This window comes from Pseudomonas sp. REP124, assembly GCF_020164475.1.
Classification (GTDB): Bacteria; Pseudomonadota; Gammaproteobacteria; order Pseudomonadales; family Pseudomonadaceae; genus Aquipseudomonas.
This window is the reverse complement of record NZ_JAIQWX010000074.1, coordinates 14,132-29,766: the sequence shown is the minus strand read 5'-3', so window position 1 is coordinate 29,766 and position 15,635 is coordinate 14,132. Positions and strand designations below refer to the sequence as shown.

The window sequence follows — 15,635 nt, the reverse complement described above, 5'->3', positions numbered from 1 at the left end:
GCTTGCTCGCGAAGGCGGCCTCAAAGGCACCTCATGTTTCCCGCCCGAACCTAAATACGAAACATTTTCTTTCATTTCCCCGTTCGGGATTTCACTCGCTCATCCGTCCTATATAGATGCAGTCCGTTCGCGTAGGCAAAAGCCACGACCGGACCGTTCTGGACCTCATCGCTGCGAAGCCCGTAGCAGAGGCCTTTTCATCGATATAAGACCTGCAAATCATGTCGAAGAAATCCCGCTCCAAACTCTGGTTCCTGGTCCATAGCTGGCTGGCGCTGCCAATCTGGTTTTTCGTGTTGATCGTCTGCGTGACCGGCACCCTTGCGGTGGTCAGCCAGGAAATCGTCTGGCTCGCCAACCCGCAAATGCGCGCCAGCCAGCCCTCGGACGACGCGCCGCGCCTGAGCTACGACCAGATCGTCGCCGCAATCAAAAAAGCCGAGCCGGACACCCTGGTCGAAGACATCAACCGCCCGGATGAGTCGCACTTCGCGCTGGATGTCGATGTCAATTACCCCGACGGTCGCTCGCAGAAGGTATACGTAAACCCCTACACCGGTGTCATCCAGGGCCCCGCGCCGCAATTCAATTTCCAGGCCTTTACCCGTGCACTGCACGGCTGGTGGCTTGTGCCGTTCACCAACGGCTATAGCTGGGGCTGGTATCTGGTGTCGTTCCTGAGCCTGCCGTTGCTGGCTTCGCTGGTGACCGGTCTTGTGGTTTACAAGCGCTTCTGGAAAGGCTTCCTGCGCCCGACTCTGCGCATCCGCCATGGCGCACGGATTTTCTGGGGTGATTTCCACCGCCTGAGCGGCATCTGGTCGATCTGGTTCATCGCGGTGATTTCCGTGACCTCCACCTGGTTCCTGATCGAAGCGTTCATGTTCGACAACCAGATCTCCATCTCCACCGCACCGGTGGCCGCCGTGGTGCCCCGGGAAAGCGTACCGTTGACCGCCGATGGCTCGCCAGCACCGATGATCAGCCTGGACGCTGCGATTGAGCAGGCCCGCCAGCGCATTCCCGGCCTGGACGAGAGTTTCGTCAGCCTGCCGGCCAACGCCTACAGCTACCTGTCGGTAGGCGGTCGCAGCTGGTATCCGCTGATGTACCAGACCGCCGACATCAACCCCTATACCGGTGAAATCGCTGCCACTCGCCTGCTGTCCGACCGTTCGAAGCTGGAGTTCGTCACCGAATCCATGCGCCCGCTGCACACCGGCGATTTCGGCGGAATCTGGATCAAGCTGATCTGGTTCTTCTTCGGCCTGCTGCTGAGCATGATGGTCCTCAGCGGGCTGTTGATCTGGACCAAGCGTACTGCGCTGGCGACGGCCAATGCCCTGAAGCGCAGCCACAAACGCCCTCGCAACGAATCTGTGATTGCAACGGAGGTCAGCCAATGAGCCAGATCGCTGCTGAAAAACCGCCGTCGAAACTCAAACAGTTCTGGCACAAGTGGCGCTTCCATATCAACGTCCTGCTGTTGCTGGTGCCCTTGGGATTCATGCCCAAATACTTTGCCGATGCAGCGCTGTTTCGTGGCGATACCGGCCTGGGTGAACGGGAGGTAGGTGAAGTGAAGGTTGGCCCGTGGAGCCTTCGGCTGGCGGAACTGCGCGAAGAGGGACCACGACCTGATGGCCCGGCCGGTTACATGAAAAGCTTCAATGCCGCGCTGTGCGACAGCTGCCGCGAGCAGGTCAAGGCCACCTACCTGCGCATTGGCAAACCCCGCAGCCTGCGCGCCGCCGGGGTGATTTTCTTCGGCACCCCATACCGCATGGGGGCCATGTTGCCGATCCCGGAAAAAACCAAGGCAGACGCCGAGCTGTGGATAACCATGGAAGGCTGGGACGGCTCCATGCATCAGGCATCCATTCCTCTGAGTCAGGCCTCCCCCGCCACCCTCGCCTGGCTGTCCACCCAAGGAAGCAAACCATGATCAAGCTGACTCATTCTTTGAGCGCCGCGCTGCTGATGCTCTGTGCCGGTTTCAGCGCCAGCGCCCTGGCCCACAACCCGATGTGCGAATGCAAGGCCATCGACGCCGAGCAGATCAAGTGCACCGGCGGTTTCTCCGATGGCAGCGGCGCGCCGGGAGTGACCCTCGACGTGATCGGCTATGACGAAACCATTCTGGTGCCGGGCAAGCTCGGCGCCGACTCGACATTGACCTTCAAGAAACCCGGCGCCGAGTTCTACGTGCTGTTCGACGCCGGCCCCGGCCATGTCGTCGAGATCGACCAGGCGGATATCGAGAGCCCATGAGCAGCCCAACCACCCAAGTCGTACGCCCGGCCGGCGCCGGCCACGAGACGCTCAACGTATTACTGTTGTGCCTGTTGATCCTCGCGGTTGCTGGCTCCGTTGTCGCCTGGCGCCATGAGTCGCAGGACGCGCCCGCCATCAGCAGCCATCAACTGGATGCTCGCCGCGACCTCAGCGCTGCGGAGCAAGGCATCTACGCCGATCTGCGGGTGACGCTCGACGAGATCCGGCTGCTGCGCCAGGAACAGCAAACCCTGCCGACACCTGATGCCCTGGCCGATGAAGGTTTCGCACCGTTTGCCCAGGACGCCAGCTCCGTCAGTCGCGGTGGCCATGTCTGGCAGTTGCTCGATACCGGGGCCTATTTCGGACAGAGCCAGACGCCTTCCGTTGCCGGTTCGTTCCTCATGCGCCTGAGCGCCGACGGCGCTACCCCCGACATCTGGCTCAACCGCGCCGCCGCCATCAAGGCCCCGGCCGATCTCGGTGACGCCGCGCTGGAAAGCGCCGGCTGGCAGCAGATCGTCGCGCAATTCGATGCCGGCGTGACTCGCCAGCACCGGCACTGAACCTTCGCCTTCACTTCAGAGAAGACCGCTTTCCCATGCCCATTTCTTCCCTACGCACTGCTCTGCGTCTGGCACTGGTCGGCCTGCTGGCCTGCCTGCTGACACCCCTGGCCAGCGCCGACGAGGCCAAGCGCCTGCGCATCGGCATCACCCTGCACCCTTACTACAGCTACGTCGCCAACATCGTCGGCGACAAGGCCGAGGTGGTGCCGCTGATTCCCGCCGGCTTCAACCCCCACGCCTACGAGCCTCGCGCTGAAGACATCAAGCGTATCAGCGGGCTGGACGTGATCGTGCTCAACGGCGTGGGTCATGACGACTTCGCCGACCGCATGATCGCCGCCAGCGAAAACCCGGACATCAAGGTGATCGAAGCCAACGAAAACGTGCCGCTGCTGGCCGCCACCGGCATTGCAGCGCGCGGTGCCGGCAAGGTGGTCAACCCGCACACCTTCCTGTCGATCAGTGCCTCGATTGCCCAGGTCAACAACATCGCCCGGGAGCTGGGCAAGCTCGATCCGGTCAACGCCAAGACCTACACCGACAACGCCCGGGCCTATGGCAAGCGCCTGCGCAAGATGCGCGCCGACGCCCTGGCCAAACTGACCCAGGCCCCCAACGCCGAACTGCGGGTGGCCACGGTGCACGCCGCCTACGACTACCTGCTGCGCGAATTCGGCCTGGAAGTCACAGCCGTCGTCGAGCCGGCCCACGGCATCGAACCGAGCCCAAGCCAGCTGAAAAAGACCATCGACCAACTGCGCGAACTGGACGTGAAGGTGATCTTCTCGGAGATGGATTTCCCCTCCACCTACGTCGACACCATCCAGCGTGAATCCGGGGTGAAGCTGTACCCGCTGTCGCACATTTCCTACGGCGAATACACCGCCGACAAGTATGAAAAGGAAATGACCGGCAACCTCAACACCGTGGTCCGGGCGATTCAGGAGTCAGGCGCATGACCGTGAAAGAAACCCTGCCTGATGAATCCACCGCCCCTGTGGGAGCGGGCTTGCTCGCGAATGCGTCGGGTCAGGCACCTTCATCGTTGGATGAGACATCGCCATCGCGAGCAAGCTCGCTCCTACAGGGGGCGGGGCCGATGCTGGATTTTGTTGATGTCAGCCTGACGCTCGGCCGCACGGTGATTCTCGATAAAGTCAGCTTTCAGGTTCGTCCGGGCAGCGTGCATGCGCTGGTTGGCCCCAACGGTGGCGGCAAGAGTTCGCTGATCAAGACCCTGCTCGGGCAGATGCCGCATCAGGGTCGCCTGAGCCTGCAGTGGCCCGGCGAGCCAGGGACCATTGGCTACGTGCCCCAGGCTTTGGAGTTCGATCGCGGCCTGCCGATGACCGTTGACGATTTCATGGCCGCCATGTGCCAGCGGCGCCCGGCTTTCCTCGGTTTGAGCAAGCATTACGCCGGGGCGATTGGCGAAGCGCTCGAAAGGGTCGGCATGCAGGACAAGCGCAAGCGGCGCATGGGCGCGCTGTCCGGTGGCGAGCGCCAACGGGTGTTGCTGGCGCAGGGGCTGATCCCGGCACCGCAACTGCTGGTGCTGGATGAGCCGATGTCGGCCCTCGATGAGGCCGGTATCCAGGTGTTCGAACGCTTGCTCGGCGACTGGCGCGCTGCCGGCATCACCGTGCTGTGGATCGAGCACGATCTGGAAGCGGTCAAGCGTCTGGCCGACCAGGTCACCGGCCTCAACCGCCGGGTGCTGTTCGACGCCACGCCACAACAGGCGCTGACGCCCGAACGTCTGCTGAGCCTGTTTTCGACCCAGCCACGGAGCCTTGCCTGATGAGTTACGAAGCCTTTCGATTAATGATTCAAGGCTGGGCCTCGTCGGGTTACCTGCCCGAGGCGCTGGCCTATGGGTTTGTGGTCAACGCGTTGCTCGCCGGACTGTTGATCGGCCCGGTGCTGGGCGGCCTGGGGACGCTGGTGGTGGTCAAGCGTTTCGCGTTTTTCTCCGAAGCGGTGGGCCATGCCGCGTTGACCGGCGTGGCCATCGGTATCCTGCTCGGCGAGCCCTACACCGGACCCTACGGCAGCCTGTTCGGCTACTGCCTGCTGTTCGGCATCCTGCTCAATTACCTGCGCAACCGTACGGGCCTGGCGCCGGACACTTTGATCGGGGTGTTCCTCTCGGTGTCCCTGGCACTGGGGGCGAGCCTGCTGCTGATTCTGGCAGGCAAGATCAACGTGCACATTCTGGAGAACGTGCTGTTCGGCTCGGTACTGACGGTCAACGGCAATGACCTGCTGGTGCTGGCCATCGTCGGCTCACTGGTGATGGCCCTGGCCTTGCCGCTGTACAACCGCATCATGCTTGCCAGCTTCAACCCGCAACTGGCGGCGGTGCGCGGGGTGGCGGTCAAGGCGCTGGATTACCTGTTCGTGATTCTGGTGACGCTGATTACCGTGGCGGCAGTGAAAGTCATCGGCGCGATTCTGGTGGGTGCCTTGCTGGTGATTCCAGCCGCGGCGGCGCGCTTGCTCAGTCAGTCGCTGAAGGGCTTTTTCTGGTGTTCGGTGCTGATCGCCACGGTGAGCACCCTGTGCGGGATTCTCGCGCCCATCGTCTTCGACCTGCCGATTCCGTCCGGTGCCGCGATCATCCTGATGGCCGGTATCGCCTTCGCCCTGGCCGCCATCGCGCGCGGCATCGTGCCCAGCCTCAAAGGGAACCTTGGATAAATGGCTTTTTCTCTGCGACAACTGACCTTGGCGGTCGCCCTGTGCGGATTGACCGCAAACGCCTTCGCCGACACCGCAAAACCGGTGCGGGTGCTGGCTTCGTTGCCGGTGACCTATGGCCTGGGCGAGGTGCTGCTCAAGGGCACCGATGTCAGCCTCGAACGCGCCGCGCCGGCCAACCTGCCCGGCAGCCGCCAGAGCGCCTACTTCACCGGTCGTGGCGCGCCGGCCCTGGCCAAACTTTCGACCAATGCCGATGCGGTGATCGGCCTGCGCTCGTTGTGGCCGGACGATCCGCTGTACCCGATGGCGCGGCGCAGCAACATCCGCATCGTCGAAGTCGACGCCGCCCGTCCGGTGGACGGCGCCCTGCCGGGGATCGCGGTGCAGCCGGGCAACAAGGTCGATGGCTTGAACAGTCAGCCGTGGCTGGCGAGCAACAACATGGGGCGCATGGCGGACGTGATGGCCGCCGACCTGGTACGCCTGGCACCCACGGCCAAGCCTACGATCGAGGCCAACCTGGCGGCATTGAAACAACGCCTGCTGAAACTCAGCGCCGACAGCGAAGCGCGCCTGGCTGCGGCGGACAACCTGAGTGTGATGAGCCTGAGCGATCACTTCGGTTATCTGATCGGCAGCCTCAATCTGGAACTGATCGGCCTGGATGCGCGCGCGGATGCCGAATGGACGCCGGAGGCGTTGAAGGCCTTGAGCGCGACGCTTAAGGATAATGACGTGGCGCTGGTGCTGCATCATCGCCAGCCTTCGGAGGCAGTGAAGGCGGCGATCAGTGAGGGCGGGAGCCGGCTGGTGGTGTTGAGTACAGATGCCGAGGATCCGGTGGCGGAGTTGGAAGGGAATATTGATGGCGTCATCAAGGGCCTGAGTGGTAGCTAGATCGGTTAGCTACCTGTAGGAGCGAGGCTTGCCCGCGAAGAGGCCGGTACATCCAGCATCCATGTAGCCTGACACACCGCCTTCGCGGGCAAGCCTCGCTCCTACAGGGGATGGATACAAAAAAACCGCTGACCGTTACCGGTTCAGCGGTTTTTTCATGGCCGGACGATCAGTGCGCCACGGCAGCCTGCTCGTCCATTTTCTGGCGCAGGCTCAGGGGGCGCATGTCGCTCCAGGTTTCTTCGATCCAGGCCAGGCATTCCTTCTTCAGGCCGCTCTTGCCCACGGTGCGCCAGCCCTGTGGCACGGCTTTGTAGTCGGGCCAGATCGAGTATTGCTCTTCGTGGTTGACCACGACCTGAAAGAGGATGTCCTCGCGGTCGAATACTGACGTCATGCTGTTTCTCCATCGCTGTTGGGTGGGCCGCACGTGGCGTGCAGCCGGTATGTAGAAGGAACGTTCCAGGCTGGCAAATATTTAGAGGCTGGCAGTCGCCGCAGCCAAAGCCCGACCAAAAATCCCGGCCACTTCGTCGATCTGCGCGGCGGTGATCACCAGCGGCGGCAGGAAGCGCACCACGCCGCCCTGGCGACCGCCCAGTTCGAGGATCAAGCCGCGCTTGAGGCATTCGCGCTGGACCAGCGGCGCCAGACGCGCAAACACCGGCGGATGCCCCTGGGCATCCAATGCGCCGGTCGGATCCACCAGTTCAACGCCAATCATCAGCCCGCGCCCACGAATGTCGCCCAGTTGCGGGAAATCCCGCTGCAGGGTGCGCAAATGCCCGCCCAAGCGCTCACCCATCGCGGCGGCGTGTTCGCAGACGTTGTGTTCGGTGAGGTAGCGCATCACCGCGGAACCGGCGGCCATGGCCATCTGGTTGCCACGGAATGTGCCGGCATGGGCGCCCGGCAGCCAGGTGTCGAGCCAGTCGCGATAGACCACCACCGCCAGCGGCAGGCTACCGCCGATGGCCTTGGACATCACCACCACATCCGGGACGATCCCGGCGTGCTCGAAAGCGAACATCTTGCCGGTGCGGGCGAAACCGCTCTGGATTTCATCGACGATCAAGGCCACACCGGCCTTCTCGGTGATCCGCCGCAAACCGCGCAGCCACGCCAGATCGGCCGGAATCACCCCGCCCTCGCCCTGCACCACTTCAACAATCACCGCTGCCGGCAATTGCACGCCGGCCTCGGGATCGTTGAGCAGGTTTTCCAGGTAGTTCAGGTTGGCCTTCACCCCCTGCTCGCCACCGAGACCGAACGGGCAACGGTAGTCGTAAGGGTATGGCATGAACTGCACGCCATTGCTCAGCAAGGCACCCAGAGGTTTCTTCGGCCCCAGGCTGCCCATCAGGCTCAACGCGCCCTGGCTCATGCCGTGGTAACCGCCCTGGAACGACAGCACCGTGCTGCGACCGGTGGCGGTGCGCACCAGTTTCAAGGCGGCTTCCACGGCGTCGGTACCGGTAGGGCCGCAGAACTGGATCTTCGCCTGCGCCGCCAATGCCGGTGGCAACAGGCCGAACAGATCCTGCACGAACTGGTCTTTCACCGGCGTGGTCAGGTCCAGGGTGTGCAGCGGCAATTCATCGGCCAACACCTGCTGGATGGCTTCGATCACCACCGGATGGTTATGCCCCAAAGCCAGCGTACCGGCGCCGGCAAGGCAATCGATGAAGCGACGGCCTTCGACATCTTCGACATGAATGCCCTTGGCGCGCTTGAGCGCCAGGGGAATGCGCCGCGGATAACTGCGGGCGTTGGATTCCTGCTGGTTCTGACGGGTCAGCAACGGCGATTCATTGAACTGGTAAAGCGTTTCGGTCGGGGCGACCCGATCTTCGGCAAGGCTGGTGGCGACTGACATCTCTCGAACCTCAATACGCTGTGGATAGTGACCAAAACTGCGCATCGGCGAGTGCGCCTTGTGAGGGCACACCAGCCGATTTTCCTGTTCTGGAAACGCACCAGCGCATCGAGGATTTAGACCCCCGGTCGGCTTTCTATGCAGGCGACGTCAGGTCCTTGTGCATGGGGATGGCCTTGAGCCCCGCGACCATGAAGGCCCGGGCACAGGAGCGGTAACCCAGATTGCGATAAAAGGCTTCGCTGGATCGGGTGCAGTGCAGGCGCACCCGTTGCTGGCCCTGATCGCGCAACCAGGCTTCAAGATCCGCCAGCAGTGCCTGCCCGACGCCGCGACGAAACCATTCCGGTTGCACGTAACAGAACGCCACCTTGCCGCAGACCGAAGCCATGGCCACGCCGACCGGCTTGTCCTGCAACAGGGCGATATTCAGGTACAGGCGCGGATCGGCGAGCCAGTGCTGGATGTGTTCGAGGGTGGTGTTGCGGGTCCAGACCGCGAGGGTCTGCGATTGGTTACGGTGGTCGCGGGCGCAACCGATGCGGATGGAACGATCGATGATGCGGTTGATGATGCCGGCATCGGCGGGGGTGGCCTTGCAGGTTTGAATCGGGTCATCCATGGCGTTGTTCCCTCAGTCCGTTGAGTGTGGGGAACGATAGTCACGGGGTGGGCGGGAGGCCAATGTGTAGAGGTTACATTTGATGTGCAACCCCGCCCTTCTGTAGGAGCGAGCATGCTCGCGATGCAGGTTCAGACACCGCGGGCATCCAGACAGCCCGCGTCATCGTTAACGACCATCGCGAGCATGCTCGCTCCTACAGGGGATCGTGTCAGGCCGGCTGCAACGGCATGGTCAGTTCCACCCGCAATCCATCCGGCCGGCTGTCGAAATGCAGAGTGCAGCCGCAACGCTGAACAATCGCCTGAACGATCGCCAGGCCCAGCCCGCAACCGGTGCTCTGGCCATTGCGCCAGAACCGCTGGGTCAAATGCTGCAGATCATCGGCCGCGATCCCCGGCCCATGATCGCGCACCACGAACTGCACGCGATTGCCGGTGGTTTGCAGGCTCAGTTCCACCGGTCCGTCGCCGGGTGTGTGACGCAGGGCGTTGTCCAGCAGGTTGCGCAGCGCGGCAATTGACAGCACCGACGGCATTTGCACCGGGGCGTGGGAGAATTTCGCCGGAGCGTTGAAGCGGATGCGCTGGCGATCACCGCCGGCAGTGTCCTGGATCGCCAGTTTCGCCACCTGTTCGGCGCTGCATTGCACGCCGTCGTCGAACGACAGACTGCCCTCGACCCGCGCCAGCAACAACAATTGTTCCAGCGTGCGGTGCAGGCGGTCGGCGCCCTCTTCGGCCCGAGCCAGGGACTGGTCGCGGGCCGCGCCGTCGGTCATGCGCGCCACTTGCAGGTGGGTCTTGATCGCGGTCAGCGGACTGCGCAGTTCGTGGGCGGCATCACCGGTCAGGCGGCGTTCGCGCTCGATGGTCTTGCCGATGCGCTGGAACAGCTGGTTCTGGGTTTCAAGCAAAGGCTGCAGTTCGCTGGGCAACGGCTGGACCTGCAATGGCTCAAGGGAATCGGCACTGCGGCGCATCAACGCATCGCGCATGCGATTGAGCGGCGCCAGCCCCTGGCCGATGCCCAGCCACAGCAGGCACAGACAGCCGAGCAACGCCACGCCCACCGGCACCGAGGCCGCCAGCAGGATCGACATGTTCAGCGCCTCGCGCTCGATCTGCCGGTCAGCGGTGGTAATCCGCAGATCGCCCCGCGCCAGGGTGAAGCTGCGCCAGGGCGCGCCATCGATCATCTGGTCGTGGAAACCCATCTTCTCGGCTTCCAGGGGCTGCCCCGGATCGCTGTGACTGCGGGCCAGGATCTCGCCGCGCAACGAGCTGACCTGACAGGCCATACCGCCGGGGATATTCAGTTGTTCGGCACTGAAATGGGTGCCCTCGCCCTTGCTCGGCAACGGCGGCAATTGCTCCATCAGCCCGGCGACCATCCGCGCCGACGCCACCAGCCGCTGGTCGAGGGAAAACATCATCTGATTGCGCAGATCGCTGAGCATCCAGGCCGCAGCCAGTGCCCAGATCAACGCAAACGCGCCCCCGAGCACCAGGCTCAGGCGCAAACGCAGGCTCATCACTTGGTTTGATCTCCGCCATCAGCCGGGCCCAGGCGATAACCCAGGCCGCGCACGGTCTCGACAATGCCGTTGCCGAGTTTGCGCCGCAGGTGATGGATATGAACGTTGAGGGCGTTGCTCTCCAGCTCGTCGTTGAAGCCGTAGACACTGTCCTTGAGCTGTTCGCTGGACAGCACGCGGCCGCGGTTGTGCAGCAGGGCCTGCAGCAGCGATTGTTCGCGGCGGGAGAGGTCGACCGACTGTCCGCCGAGGGTGGTTTCGCGGCTGCTCGGGTCGTAGGTCAGGGCGCCGTGCTCGATCAGGTTGACGCTGCGCCCTGCCACCCGTCGCAAAAGAGTGTGCAGGCGTGCGGCCAATTCACGCAGGTCGAAGGGTTTGAGCAGGTAATCGTCGGCACCGGCCTGCAGGCCGTCGACGCGGTCGGTCACCGAGTCCCGGGCCGTGAGGATGAGCACCGGCAGTTCCAGGCCATTGTTGCGCAGCTGTTGAAGCAGCTTCAGGCCGTCTTCATCGGGCAGGCCGAGGTCGAGTACCATCACGTCGAATTCCGCTACCTTGAGCATTGCCCGGGCCGCGGACGCCGTGGCCACGTGTTCCACGGTCAGGCCCTGGGCGGTCAGACCGGCGACGATGCCGCTGGCGATCAACTCGTCGTCTTCGCAAACCAGTACGTGCATGGGGAGCCTCGTGTAAATAAAGCTGATTAGGCCGTTGACCGATTAAGCGGACATTATGCCGCAAGTCCCCTCGCCACAAGGCCGCCAGGGTTAATGGTCGGTTAATCGACACCGCCCATTGTGCACCTCACTTGCAAAGGAATAAGGCTTTTCCATGCGTCATCTGTTTCTCCTCTTCGCTCTGCTGATATCGGGCCTGGCCCAGGCCGGTAGCAATCCGTTCGATAGCAAACCCGACTTCCTTCCCGTCGCCAAAGCATTCGTTTTCACCTCCGAACGCCTCGAATCCGGCGAAATGCAGCTGTTCTGGCAGATTGCCGACGGCTACTACCTGTACCAGAAGCGGCTGAAATTCGATGGCCTGCCCGACGACCAGCACCCCGCGTTGCCGGAAGGTGAGGCCCACAGCGACGAGTTCTTCGGCGAGCAACAGGTGTATCGCCAGGGCCTGGAGCTGAAGATTCCCGCAGGCGCCACCGGCCAGGTCAAGGTCAGCTATCAGGGCTGCGCTGATGCCGGGCTGTGTTATCCGCCGCAGACTCAGGTGGTGGATCTGGGCGGCAAGGCTGACGTAGCCGCAACCGGCGAAGCGCAGGATCAGGCGCTGGCCAGCAGCCTTCAACAGCGCGCACTGGGCTGGAGCCTGCTGGTGTTCTTCGGTCTCGGACTGCTTTTGGCGTTCACCCCGTGCTCGCTGCCGATGTTGCCGATTCTGGCCGGGCTGATCGTCGGCAGCGGCGCCTCGCCCAAGCGCGGTTTCGCCCTCGCCGGCAGCTACGTGGTGAGCATGGCGCTGGTATACGCGGCGATGGGTGTACTGGCGGCGATGCTCGGGGCCAACCTTCAGGCGCTGCTGCAAAACCCTTGGCTGCTGGGCAGTTTCGCGGCGATTTTCGTGCTGCTGGCGTTGCCGATGTTCGGTTTCTTCGAACTGCAACTGCCGGTGGCAGTGCGTGATCGTCTGGAAAATGTTTCGCGCAGCCGGCGCGGTGGCAGCCTGCTCGGTGCCGGTGCACTGGGAGCCTTGTCCGGCCTGCTGGTCGGCCCGTGCATGACCGCCCCCCTGGCCGGCGCCCTGCTCTATATCGCGCAAAGCGGCAACGCGCTGCACGGCGGGCTGATTCTGTTTGCCCTGGGTATCGGCATCGGCGTGCCACTGTTGCTGGTGGTGACGGTGGGCAATCGCTTCATGCCCAAGCCCGGCGCCTGGATGAACCTGGTCAAGGGCATCTTCGGCTTCCTGTTCCTCGCCACCGCGTTGCTGATGCTGCGCCCGGTGCTGGATGAATCGCTGTGGGTCGGCCTGTGCGGCGCCTTGTTGTTGATCGCGGCCTATAGCGCCTGGAAGCAATCCGAAGGCTTCGGCCGCATCGCCCATCTGTTCGGCGTCAGCGCTGTATTGATGGGGCTGTGGGGCAGCCTGCTGGTGATCGGCGCGGCGGGCGGCAGTGACGATCTGTTCAAGCCGCTGCAGGTGTTCCGCGCCTCTGGTACGGCGGTCGCCGCGACGCCCACTGGCCACGACGCCTTCACCACGATCAAGGACCCTGCAGTCCTGCAACGGGAACTCGATGCCGCGCAGGCCCAGGGCCAGTGGGTGCTGCTGGACTACTACGCTGACTGGTGCGTGTCGTGCAAAGTCATGGAGAAGCAGGTGTTCGGCAAGGCCAATGTGATGCAGGCCCTGAGCGAGGTACGCCTGCTGCGCCTGGATGTCACCGCTGACAACGCCGCCAGCCGCGAGCTGCTCGGCCGTTATAAGGTGCCGGGGCCACCGAGTCTGCTGTGGATCGGCACCGATGGCGTCGAGCGTCGCAGCCAGCGCATCACCGGCGAAGTCGATGCCGAGACGTTCCTGCAACGCTGGACCACAACCCGAGACGCCCGTTAATGCTCACCTTCACCCTCGGCACCTTTGCCATCGCGCTCAACCATCTGCTGCTGATCAGTGCCTTGGCGCTGGCGACCTTCGTCGGTTGGCGGGTGGCCAAGCGCGGTGGCGAGAATCCCGAGTCGGTGCTGTTCGGGCTGTTCCTGATCGGCATGCTGGCGGCGCGAGTCGGTTTCGTTGCCATGTACTGGCCCCACTACCACAACGATCTCTGGCAGATCATCGACCTGCGCGACGGTGGTTTCCTCGCCTGGCCAGGGATCATCGCACTGGTCATCGCCACGCTGTACCGGGGCTGGCGTCGCCCCGGCCTGCGCCGGCCATTGGGTTTCGGCGTGGCCAGCGGTCTGGCGTTCTGGCTGCTGGCGACCTACTCGCTGACGATTTACGAGCAAGGCACGCGCCTGCCGGAAATCACCCTGCGCAACGCCGCGGGGGAAACCGTGCAACTGGCGGACTACAAGGGCGGCCCGCTGGTGATCAACCTGTGGGCGACCTGGTGCCCGCCCTGCCGCCGGGAAATGCCGGTGCTGGAAAACGCCCAGCAACAGCGCCCGGACCTGACGTTTCTGTTCGTCAATCAGGCCGAAAGCATGCAGAGCGTCGCCACCTTTCTGGAAACCCAGGGCCTGAGCCTGTCCAACGTGTTGTTCGACGGCAGCGGTCGCCTGGGCCAGGCCGTCGGCTCCATGGCCCTGCCGACTACACTGTTTTACAGCCCCGACGGTCGCCTGCTGGGCAGCCATCTGGGTGAGCTGTCCCAAGCGAGCCTCGCCCGCGCCCTGGAAAATTTCGATTCCGTACCTGCCACTTCTTCAAGGAAACCGCCATGCCCCGCCTCCGCCACCTGCTGACCCTGAGCCTGGGTGCCGCCCTGCTGCATCTACCGTCGGTGCAGGCTGAAGAGTTGCCCGCTGCGATCAAGCAGATCGAGGCCAAGGGCGCGAAAATCGTCGGTCAGTTCGATGCTCCCGATGGCCTGCGCGGCTACGCGGCGCAGTACCAGAATCGCGGCATGGCGCTGTACCTGACGCCCGATGGCAAACATGTGCTGTTGGGCAATCTGTACGACGAAAAGGGCAACGACCTGAGCAGCGAGCCGTTGCAGAAGCTGGTGTATGCGCCGATGTCCAAGGAGGTCTGGGGCAAGATGGAGGCGAGCAACTGGATCGCCGACGGCAGCAAGGATGCGCCGCGGGTGGTGTATCTGTTCAGCGACCCGAACTGCCCTTACTGCAACATGTTCTGGGAACAGGCGCGGCCCTGGGTCAAAGCCGGCAAGGTGCAACTGCGGCACATCATGGTCGGGATCATCCGCGAAGACAGCCCGGGGAAATCCGCCGCACTGCTCGCCGCCAAGGATCCGCAGAAAGCCCTGCAAGACCACGAGTCCGCGGGCAAGGGCAGTTCGCTCAAGCCGTTGAAGGACGTGCCGCCGGCCATTCAGGCCAAGCTTGCGGCCAACATGCAGCTGATGGACGACCTGGAGCTGCAGGCCACGCCGGCGATTTTCTACATGGATGACAAGGGTGAGCTGCAACAGCAGCAAGGCGCGCCGGCACCGGAGAAATTGGTGAAGATTCTCGGGCCGAAATAACGCGCGCGGGTGGCGTAATTACCTGTGGGAGCGAGCCTGCTCGCGATGGTCGTCAACGATGACGTGGGCTGTCTGGATGCCCGCGGTGGCTGGGCTACCATCGCGAGCATGCTCGCTCCTACAGGGGTTCTGTTTTTATTCCTGGTTGCGTTTGGACAGGAATGCCAGCAGCGCGTCGGTGACGAACTGCGGGTTTTCCAGATTGGAAATATGTCCCGCCTCCGGCACCAACACACACGGGCAACCAATCAACTCAGCCATTTCCTGCGCTTCGCTTGGTGGACGCGGTTTGTCCTGGTCGCCGCAGATCACCAGCGTGCTCGCAGCATCCAGTTCGCCCAGACGCGGCAGCAGGTCATCGCGGCCAAAGGTAATCCGCCCCATCGGCACCACGCTTTCGCGCAGGCGCTCTGGTGACAGCGACGCCAGTTTGGCGCGGAAGTCCTGATACAGCGCCGACTGCGGATCGATGCCCGGGCGGAAGAAGATCGGCACCACGATGTCCAGCAACTGCGGTGCGATCACGCCGGTGTCTTCGATCATCTTGAACAGCGAGAAGTAGTACTGGCGGGTCGCCTCCGGTTCGACGCCGACATAGGTGTCCATCAACACCAGGCCGTTGAGCCGCTGTGGTGCCGACAGCGCCAGCCGCACGCCCCACATACCACCGACCGACAGGCCGACCAGGGTCACGCGGTCGATGTCCAGGTGATCGAGCAAAGCCAGTGCCTGACGCGCGATGTCGTCCAGCGAAGTCGTCCCGGCCGGCAGCGCCCCCGACTCACCGTGGCCCCACAGGTCCAGGGCGATGACCCGATGGTTTTGCGACAAGGCGGCAATCTGCGGCGCCCACATGGCCTGGTCCCACAGGTAACTGCCCGCCAGCAAAACCGCCGGGCCGGTGCCTTGATCGAGGTAGTGAAGAGGTTGTCCGTCAATTGATACGAAAGGCATTGACTGTCTACTCGCCAGGAAAGGGAGCGCAAAGCCTG

The 15,635-nt window shown here is 63.4% G+C and carries 17 protein-coding genes; 11 read left to right on the top strand and 6 right to left on the bottom strand.

Annotated features, from left to right (window positions below; all coding sequences use genetic code 11):
- Positions 1 to 221 precede the first annotated feature (221 nt).
- The 8 genes from K9857_RS18295 to K9857_RS18260 all read left to right on the top strand — a co-directional run bounded on the left by K9857_RS18295 (position 222) and on the right by K9857_RS18260 (position 6,443).
- The gene (locus K9857_RS18295; protein ID WP_224538025.1) at positions 222 to 1,406 is read left to right on the top strand and encodes a PepSY-associated TM helix domain-containing protein; all 1,185 of its coding nucleotides are present in this window, start codon (positions 222 to 224) and stop codon (positions 1,404 to 1,406) included.
- Positions 1,403 to 1,945, top strand: a complete 543-nt coding sequence (locus tag K9857_RS18290) for a thiamine pyrophosphate-binding protein (protein ID WP_224538023.1) — start codon at positions 1,403 to 1,405, stop codon at positions 1,943 to 1,945. The genes K9857_RS18295 and K9857_RS18290 overlap by 4 nt, the downstream gene beginning before the upstream one ends.
- On the top strand, positions 1,942 to 2,271 hold the full coding sequence (locus K9857_RS18285; protein WP_224538021.1) for a hypothetical protein: 330 nt from the start codon (positions 1,942 to 1,944) through the stop codon (positions 2,269 to 2,271). The genes K9857_RS18290 and K9857_RS18285 overlap by 4 nt, the downstream gene beginning before the upstream one ends.
- Positions 2,268 to 2,840 carry a DUF6162 family protein gene (locus tag K9857_RS18280; protein WP_224538020.1) on the top strand — a complete coding sequence of 191 codons (573 nt, stop codon included), beginning with the start codon at positions 2,268 to 2,270 and terminating at the stop codon, positions 2,838 to 2,840. The genes K9857_RS18285 and K9857_RS18280 overlap by 4 nt, the downstream gene beginning before the upstream one ends.
- A gap of 35 nt (positions 2,841 to 2,875) precedes the next feature.
- A complete protein-coding gene (locus K9857_RS18275) occupies positions 2,876 to 3,802 on the top strand; it encodes a metal ABC transporter substrate-binding protein (protein WP_224538018.1) in 927 nt (308 codons plus the stop codon).
- 140 nt (positions 3,803 to 3,942) lie between these two features.
- Positions 3,943 to 4,644, top strand: a complete 702-nt coding sequence (locus K9857_RS18270) for a metal ABC transporter ATP-binding protein (protein WP_224538016.1) — start codon at positions 3,943 to 3,945, stop codon at positions 4,642 to 4,644.
- Positions 4,644 to 5,543: a metal ABC transporter permease gene (locus tag K9857_RS18265; RefSeq protein ID WP_175377042.1), complete on the top strand. Its 900-nt coding sequence runs from the start codon at positions 4,644 to 4,646 to the stop codon at positions 5,541 to 5,543. Before K9857_RS18270 ends, K9857_RS18265 begins: the two co-directional genes overlap by 1 nt.
- On the top strand, positions 5,544 to 6,443 hold the full coding sequence (locus K9857_RS18260) for a metal ABC transporter substrate-binding protein (protein WP_224538014.1): 900 nt from the start codon (positions 5,544 to 5,546) through the stop codon (positions 6,441 to 6,443).
- A 169-nt stretch (positions 6,444 to 6,612) separates the two neighbouring features.
- Here the strand turns inward: K9857_RS18260 and K9857_RS18255 are convergent, their stop codons facing one another.
- The 5 genes from K9857_RS18255 to K9857_RS18235 form a co-directional block, all read right to left on the bottom strand.
- Positions 6,613 to 6,840 (bottom strand): MbtH family protein, encoded by a 228-nt coding sequence (locus tag K9857_RS18255; RefSeq protein WP_224538012.1) that lies wholly within the window; start codon positions 6,838 to 6,840, stop codon positions 6,613 to 6,615.
- 81 nt (positions 6,841 to 6,921) lie between these two features.
- Complete coding sequence (locus K9857_RS18250; protein ID WP_175377039.1) at positions 6,922 to 8,319, bottom strand: aspartate aminotransferase family protein; 1,398 nt, start codon at positions 8,317 to 8,319, stop codon at positions 6,922 to 6,924.
- A 136-nt stretch (positions 8,320 to 8,455) separates the two neighbouring features.
- Entirely contained in the window at positions 8,456 to 8,941 is a 486-nt protein-coding gene (locus tag K9857_RS18245; protein WP_224538011.1) for a GNAT family N-acetyltransferase, read from the bottom strand.
- Positions 8,942 to 9,152: 211 nt separating this feature from the next.
- Positions 9,153 to 10,478 carry an ATP-binding protein gene (locus K9857_RS18240; protein ID WP_224538009.1) on the bottom strand — a complete coding sequence of 442 codons (1,326 nt, stop codon included), beginning with the start codon at positions 10,476 to 10,478 and terminating at the stop codon, positions 9,153 to 9,155.
- A complete protein-coding gene (locus K9857_RS18235) occupies positions 10,475 to 11,155 on the bottom strand; it encodes a response regulator (RefSeq protein ID WP_224538007.1) in 681 nt (226 codons plus the stop codon). Before K9857_RS18235 ends, K9857_RS18240 begins: the two co-directional genes overlap by 4 nt.
- Before the next feature lie 154 nt (positions 11,156 to 11,309).
- Here K9857_RS18235 and dsbD point away from each other — a divergent pair, with 154 nt between their 5' ends.
- The 3 genes from dsbD to dsbG are packed head-to-tail and all read left to right on the top strand — an operon-like array spanning position 11,310 to position 14,643.
- A complete protein-coding gene (dsbD, locus tag K9857_RS18230) occupies positions 11,310 to 13,046 on the top strand; it encodes a protein-disulfide reductase DsbD (RefSeq protein WP_224538005.1) in 1,737 nt (578 codons plus the stop codon).
- On the top strand, positions 13,046 to 13,900 hold the full coding sequence (locus K9857_RS18225; protein ID WP_224538004.1) for a TlpA disulfide reductase family protein: 855 nt from the start codon (positions 13,046 to 13,048) through the stop codon (positions 13,898 to 13,900). Before dsbD ends, K9857_RS18225 begins: the two co-directional genes overlap by 1 nt.
- Positions 13,876 to 14,643 (top strand): thiol:disulfide interchange protein DsbG, encoded by a 768-nt coding sequence (dsbG, locus tag K9857_RS18220; protein ID WP_224538002.1) that lies wholly within the window; start codon positions 13,876 to 13,878, stop codon positions 14,641 to 14,643. The genes K9857_RS18225 and dsbG overlap by 25 nt, the downstream gene beginning before the upstream one ends.
- Before the next feature lie 135 nt (positions 14,644 to 14,778).
- Here dsbG and K9857_RS18215 read toward each other — a convergent pair whose 3' ends face one another.
- Complete coding sequence (locus tag K9857_RS18215; protein WP_224538001.1) at positions 14,779 to 15,597, bottom strand: alpha/beta fold hydrolase; 819 nt, start codon at positions 15,595 to 15,597, stop codon at positions 14,779 to 14,781.
- Positions 15,598 to 15,635: the final 38 nt, after the last annotated feature.

Coding starts and splice junctions, on each gene's coding strand:
- K9857_RS18250 (WP_175377039.1), bottom strand. CDS start 8,319: ATGTCAGTCGCCACCAGCCTTGCCGAAGATCGGGTCGCCCCGACCGAA.
- K9857_RS18280 (WP_224538020.1), top strand. CDS start 2,268: ATGAGCAGCCCAACCACCCAAGTCGTACGCCCGGCCGGCGCCGGCCAC.
- K9857_RS18235 (WP_224538007.1), bottom strand. CDS start 11,155: ATGCACGTACTGGTTTGCGAAGACGACGAGTTGATCGCCAGCGGCATC.
- K9857_RS18245 (WP_224538011.1), bottom strand. CDS start 8,941: ATGGATGACCCGATTCAAACCTGCAAGGCCACCCCCGCCGATGCCGGC.
- dsbD (WP_224538005.1), top strand. CDS start 11,310: ATGCGTCATCTGTTTCTCCTCTTCGCTCTGCTGATATCGGGCCTGGCC.
- K9857_RS18265 (WP_175377042.1), top strand. CDS start 4,644: ATGAGTTACGAAGCCTTTCGATTAATGATTCAAGGCTGGGCCTCGTCG.
- K9857_RS18275 (WP_224538018.1), top strand. CDS start 2,876: ATGCCCATTTCTTCCCTACGCACTGCTCTGCGTCTGGCACTGGTCGGC.
- dsbG (WP_224538002.1), top strand. CDS start 13,876: ATGCCCCGCCTCCGCCACCTGCTGACCCTGAGCCTGGGTGCCGCCCTG.
- K9857_RS18225 (WP_224538004.1), top strand. CDS start 13,046: ATGCTCACCTTCACCCTCGGCACCTTTGCCATCGCGCTCAACCATCTG.
- K9857_RS18290 (WP_224538023.1), top strand. CDS start 1,403: ATGAGCCAGATCGCTGCTGAAAAACCGCCGTCGAAACTCAAACAGTTC.
- K9857_RS18270 (WP_224538016.1), top strand. CDS start 3,943: ATGCTGGATTTTGTTGATGTCAGCCTGACGCTCGGCCGCACGGTGATT.
- K9857_RS18260 (WP_224538014.1), top strand. CDS start 5,544: ATGGCTTTTTCTCTGCGACAACTGACCTTGGCGGTCGCCCTGTGCGGA.
- K9857_RS18285 (WP_224538021.1), top strand. CDS start 1,942: ATGATCAAGCTGACTCATTCTTTGAGCGCCGCGCTGCTGATGCTCTGT.
- K9857_RS18295 (WP_224538025.1), top strand. CDS start 222: ATGTCGAAGAAATCCCGCTCCAAACTCTGGTTCCTGGTCCATAGCTGG.
- K9857_RS18215 (WP_224538001.1), bottom strand. CDS start 15,597: ATGCCTTTCGTATCAATTGACGGACAACCTCTTCACTACCTCGATCAA.
- K9857_RS18255 (WP_224538012.1), bottom strand. CDS start 6,840: ATGACGTCAGTATTCGACCGCGAGGACATCCTCTTTCAGGTCGTGGTC.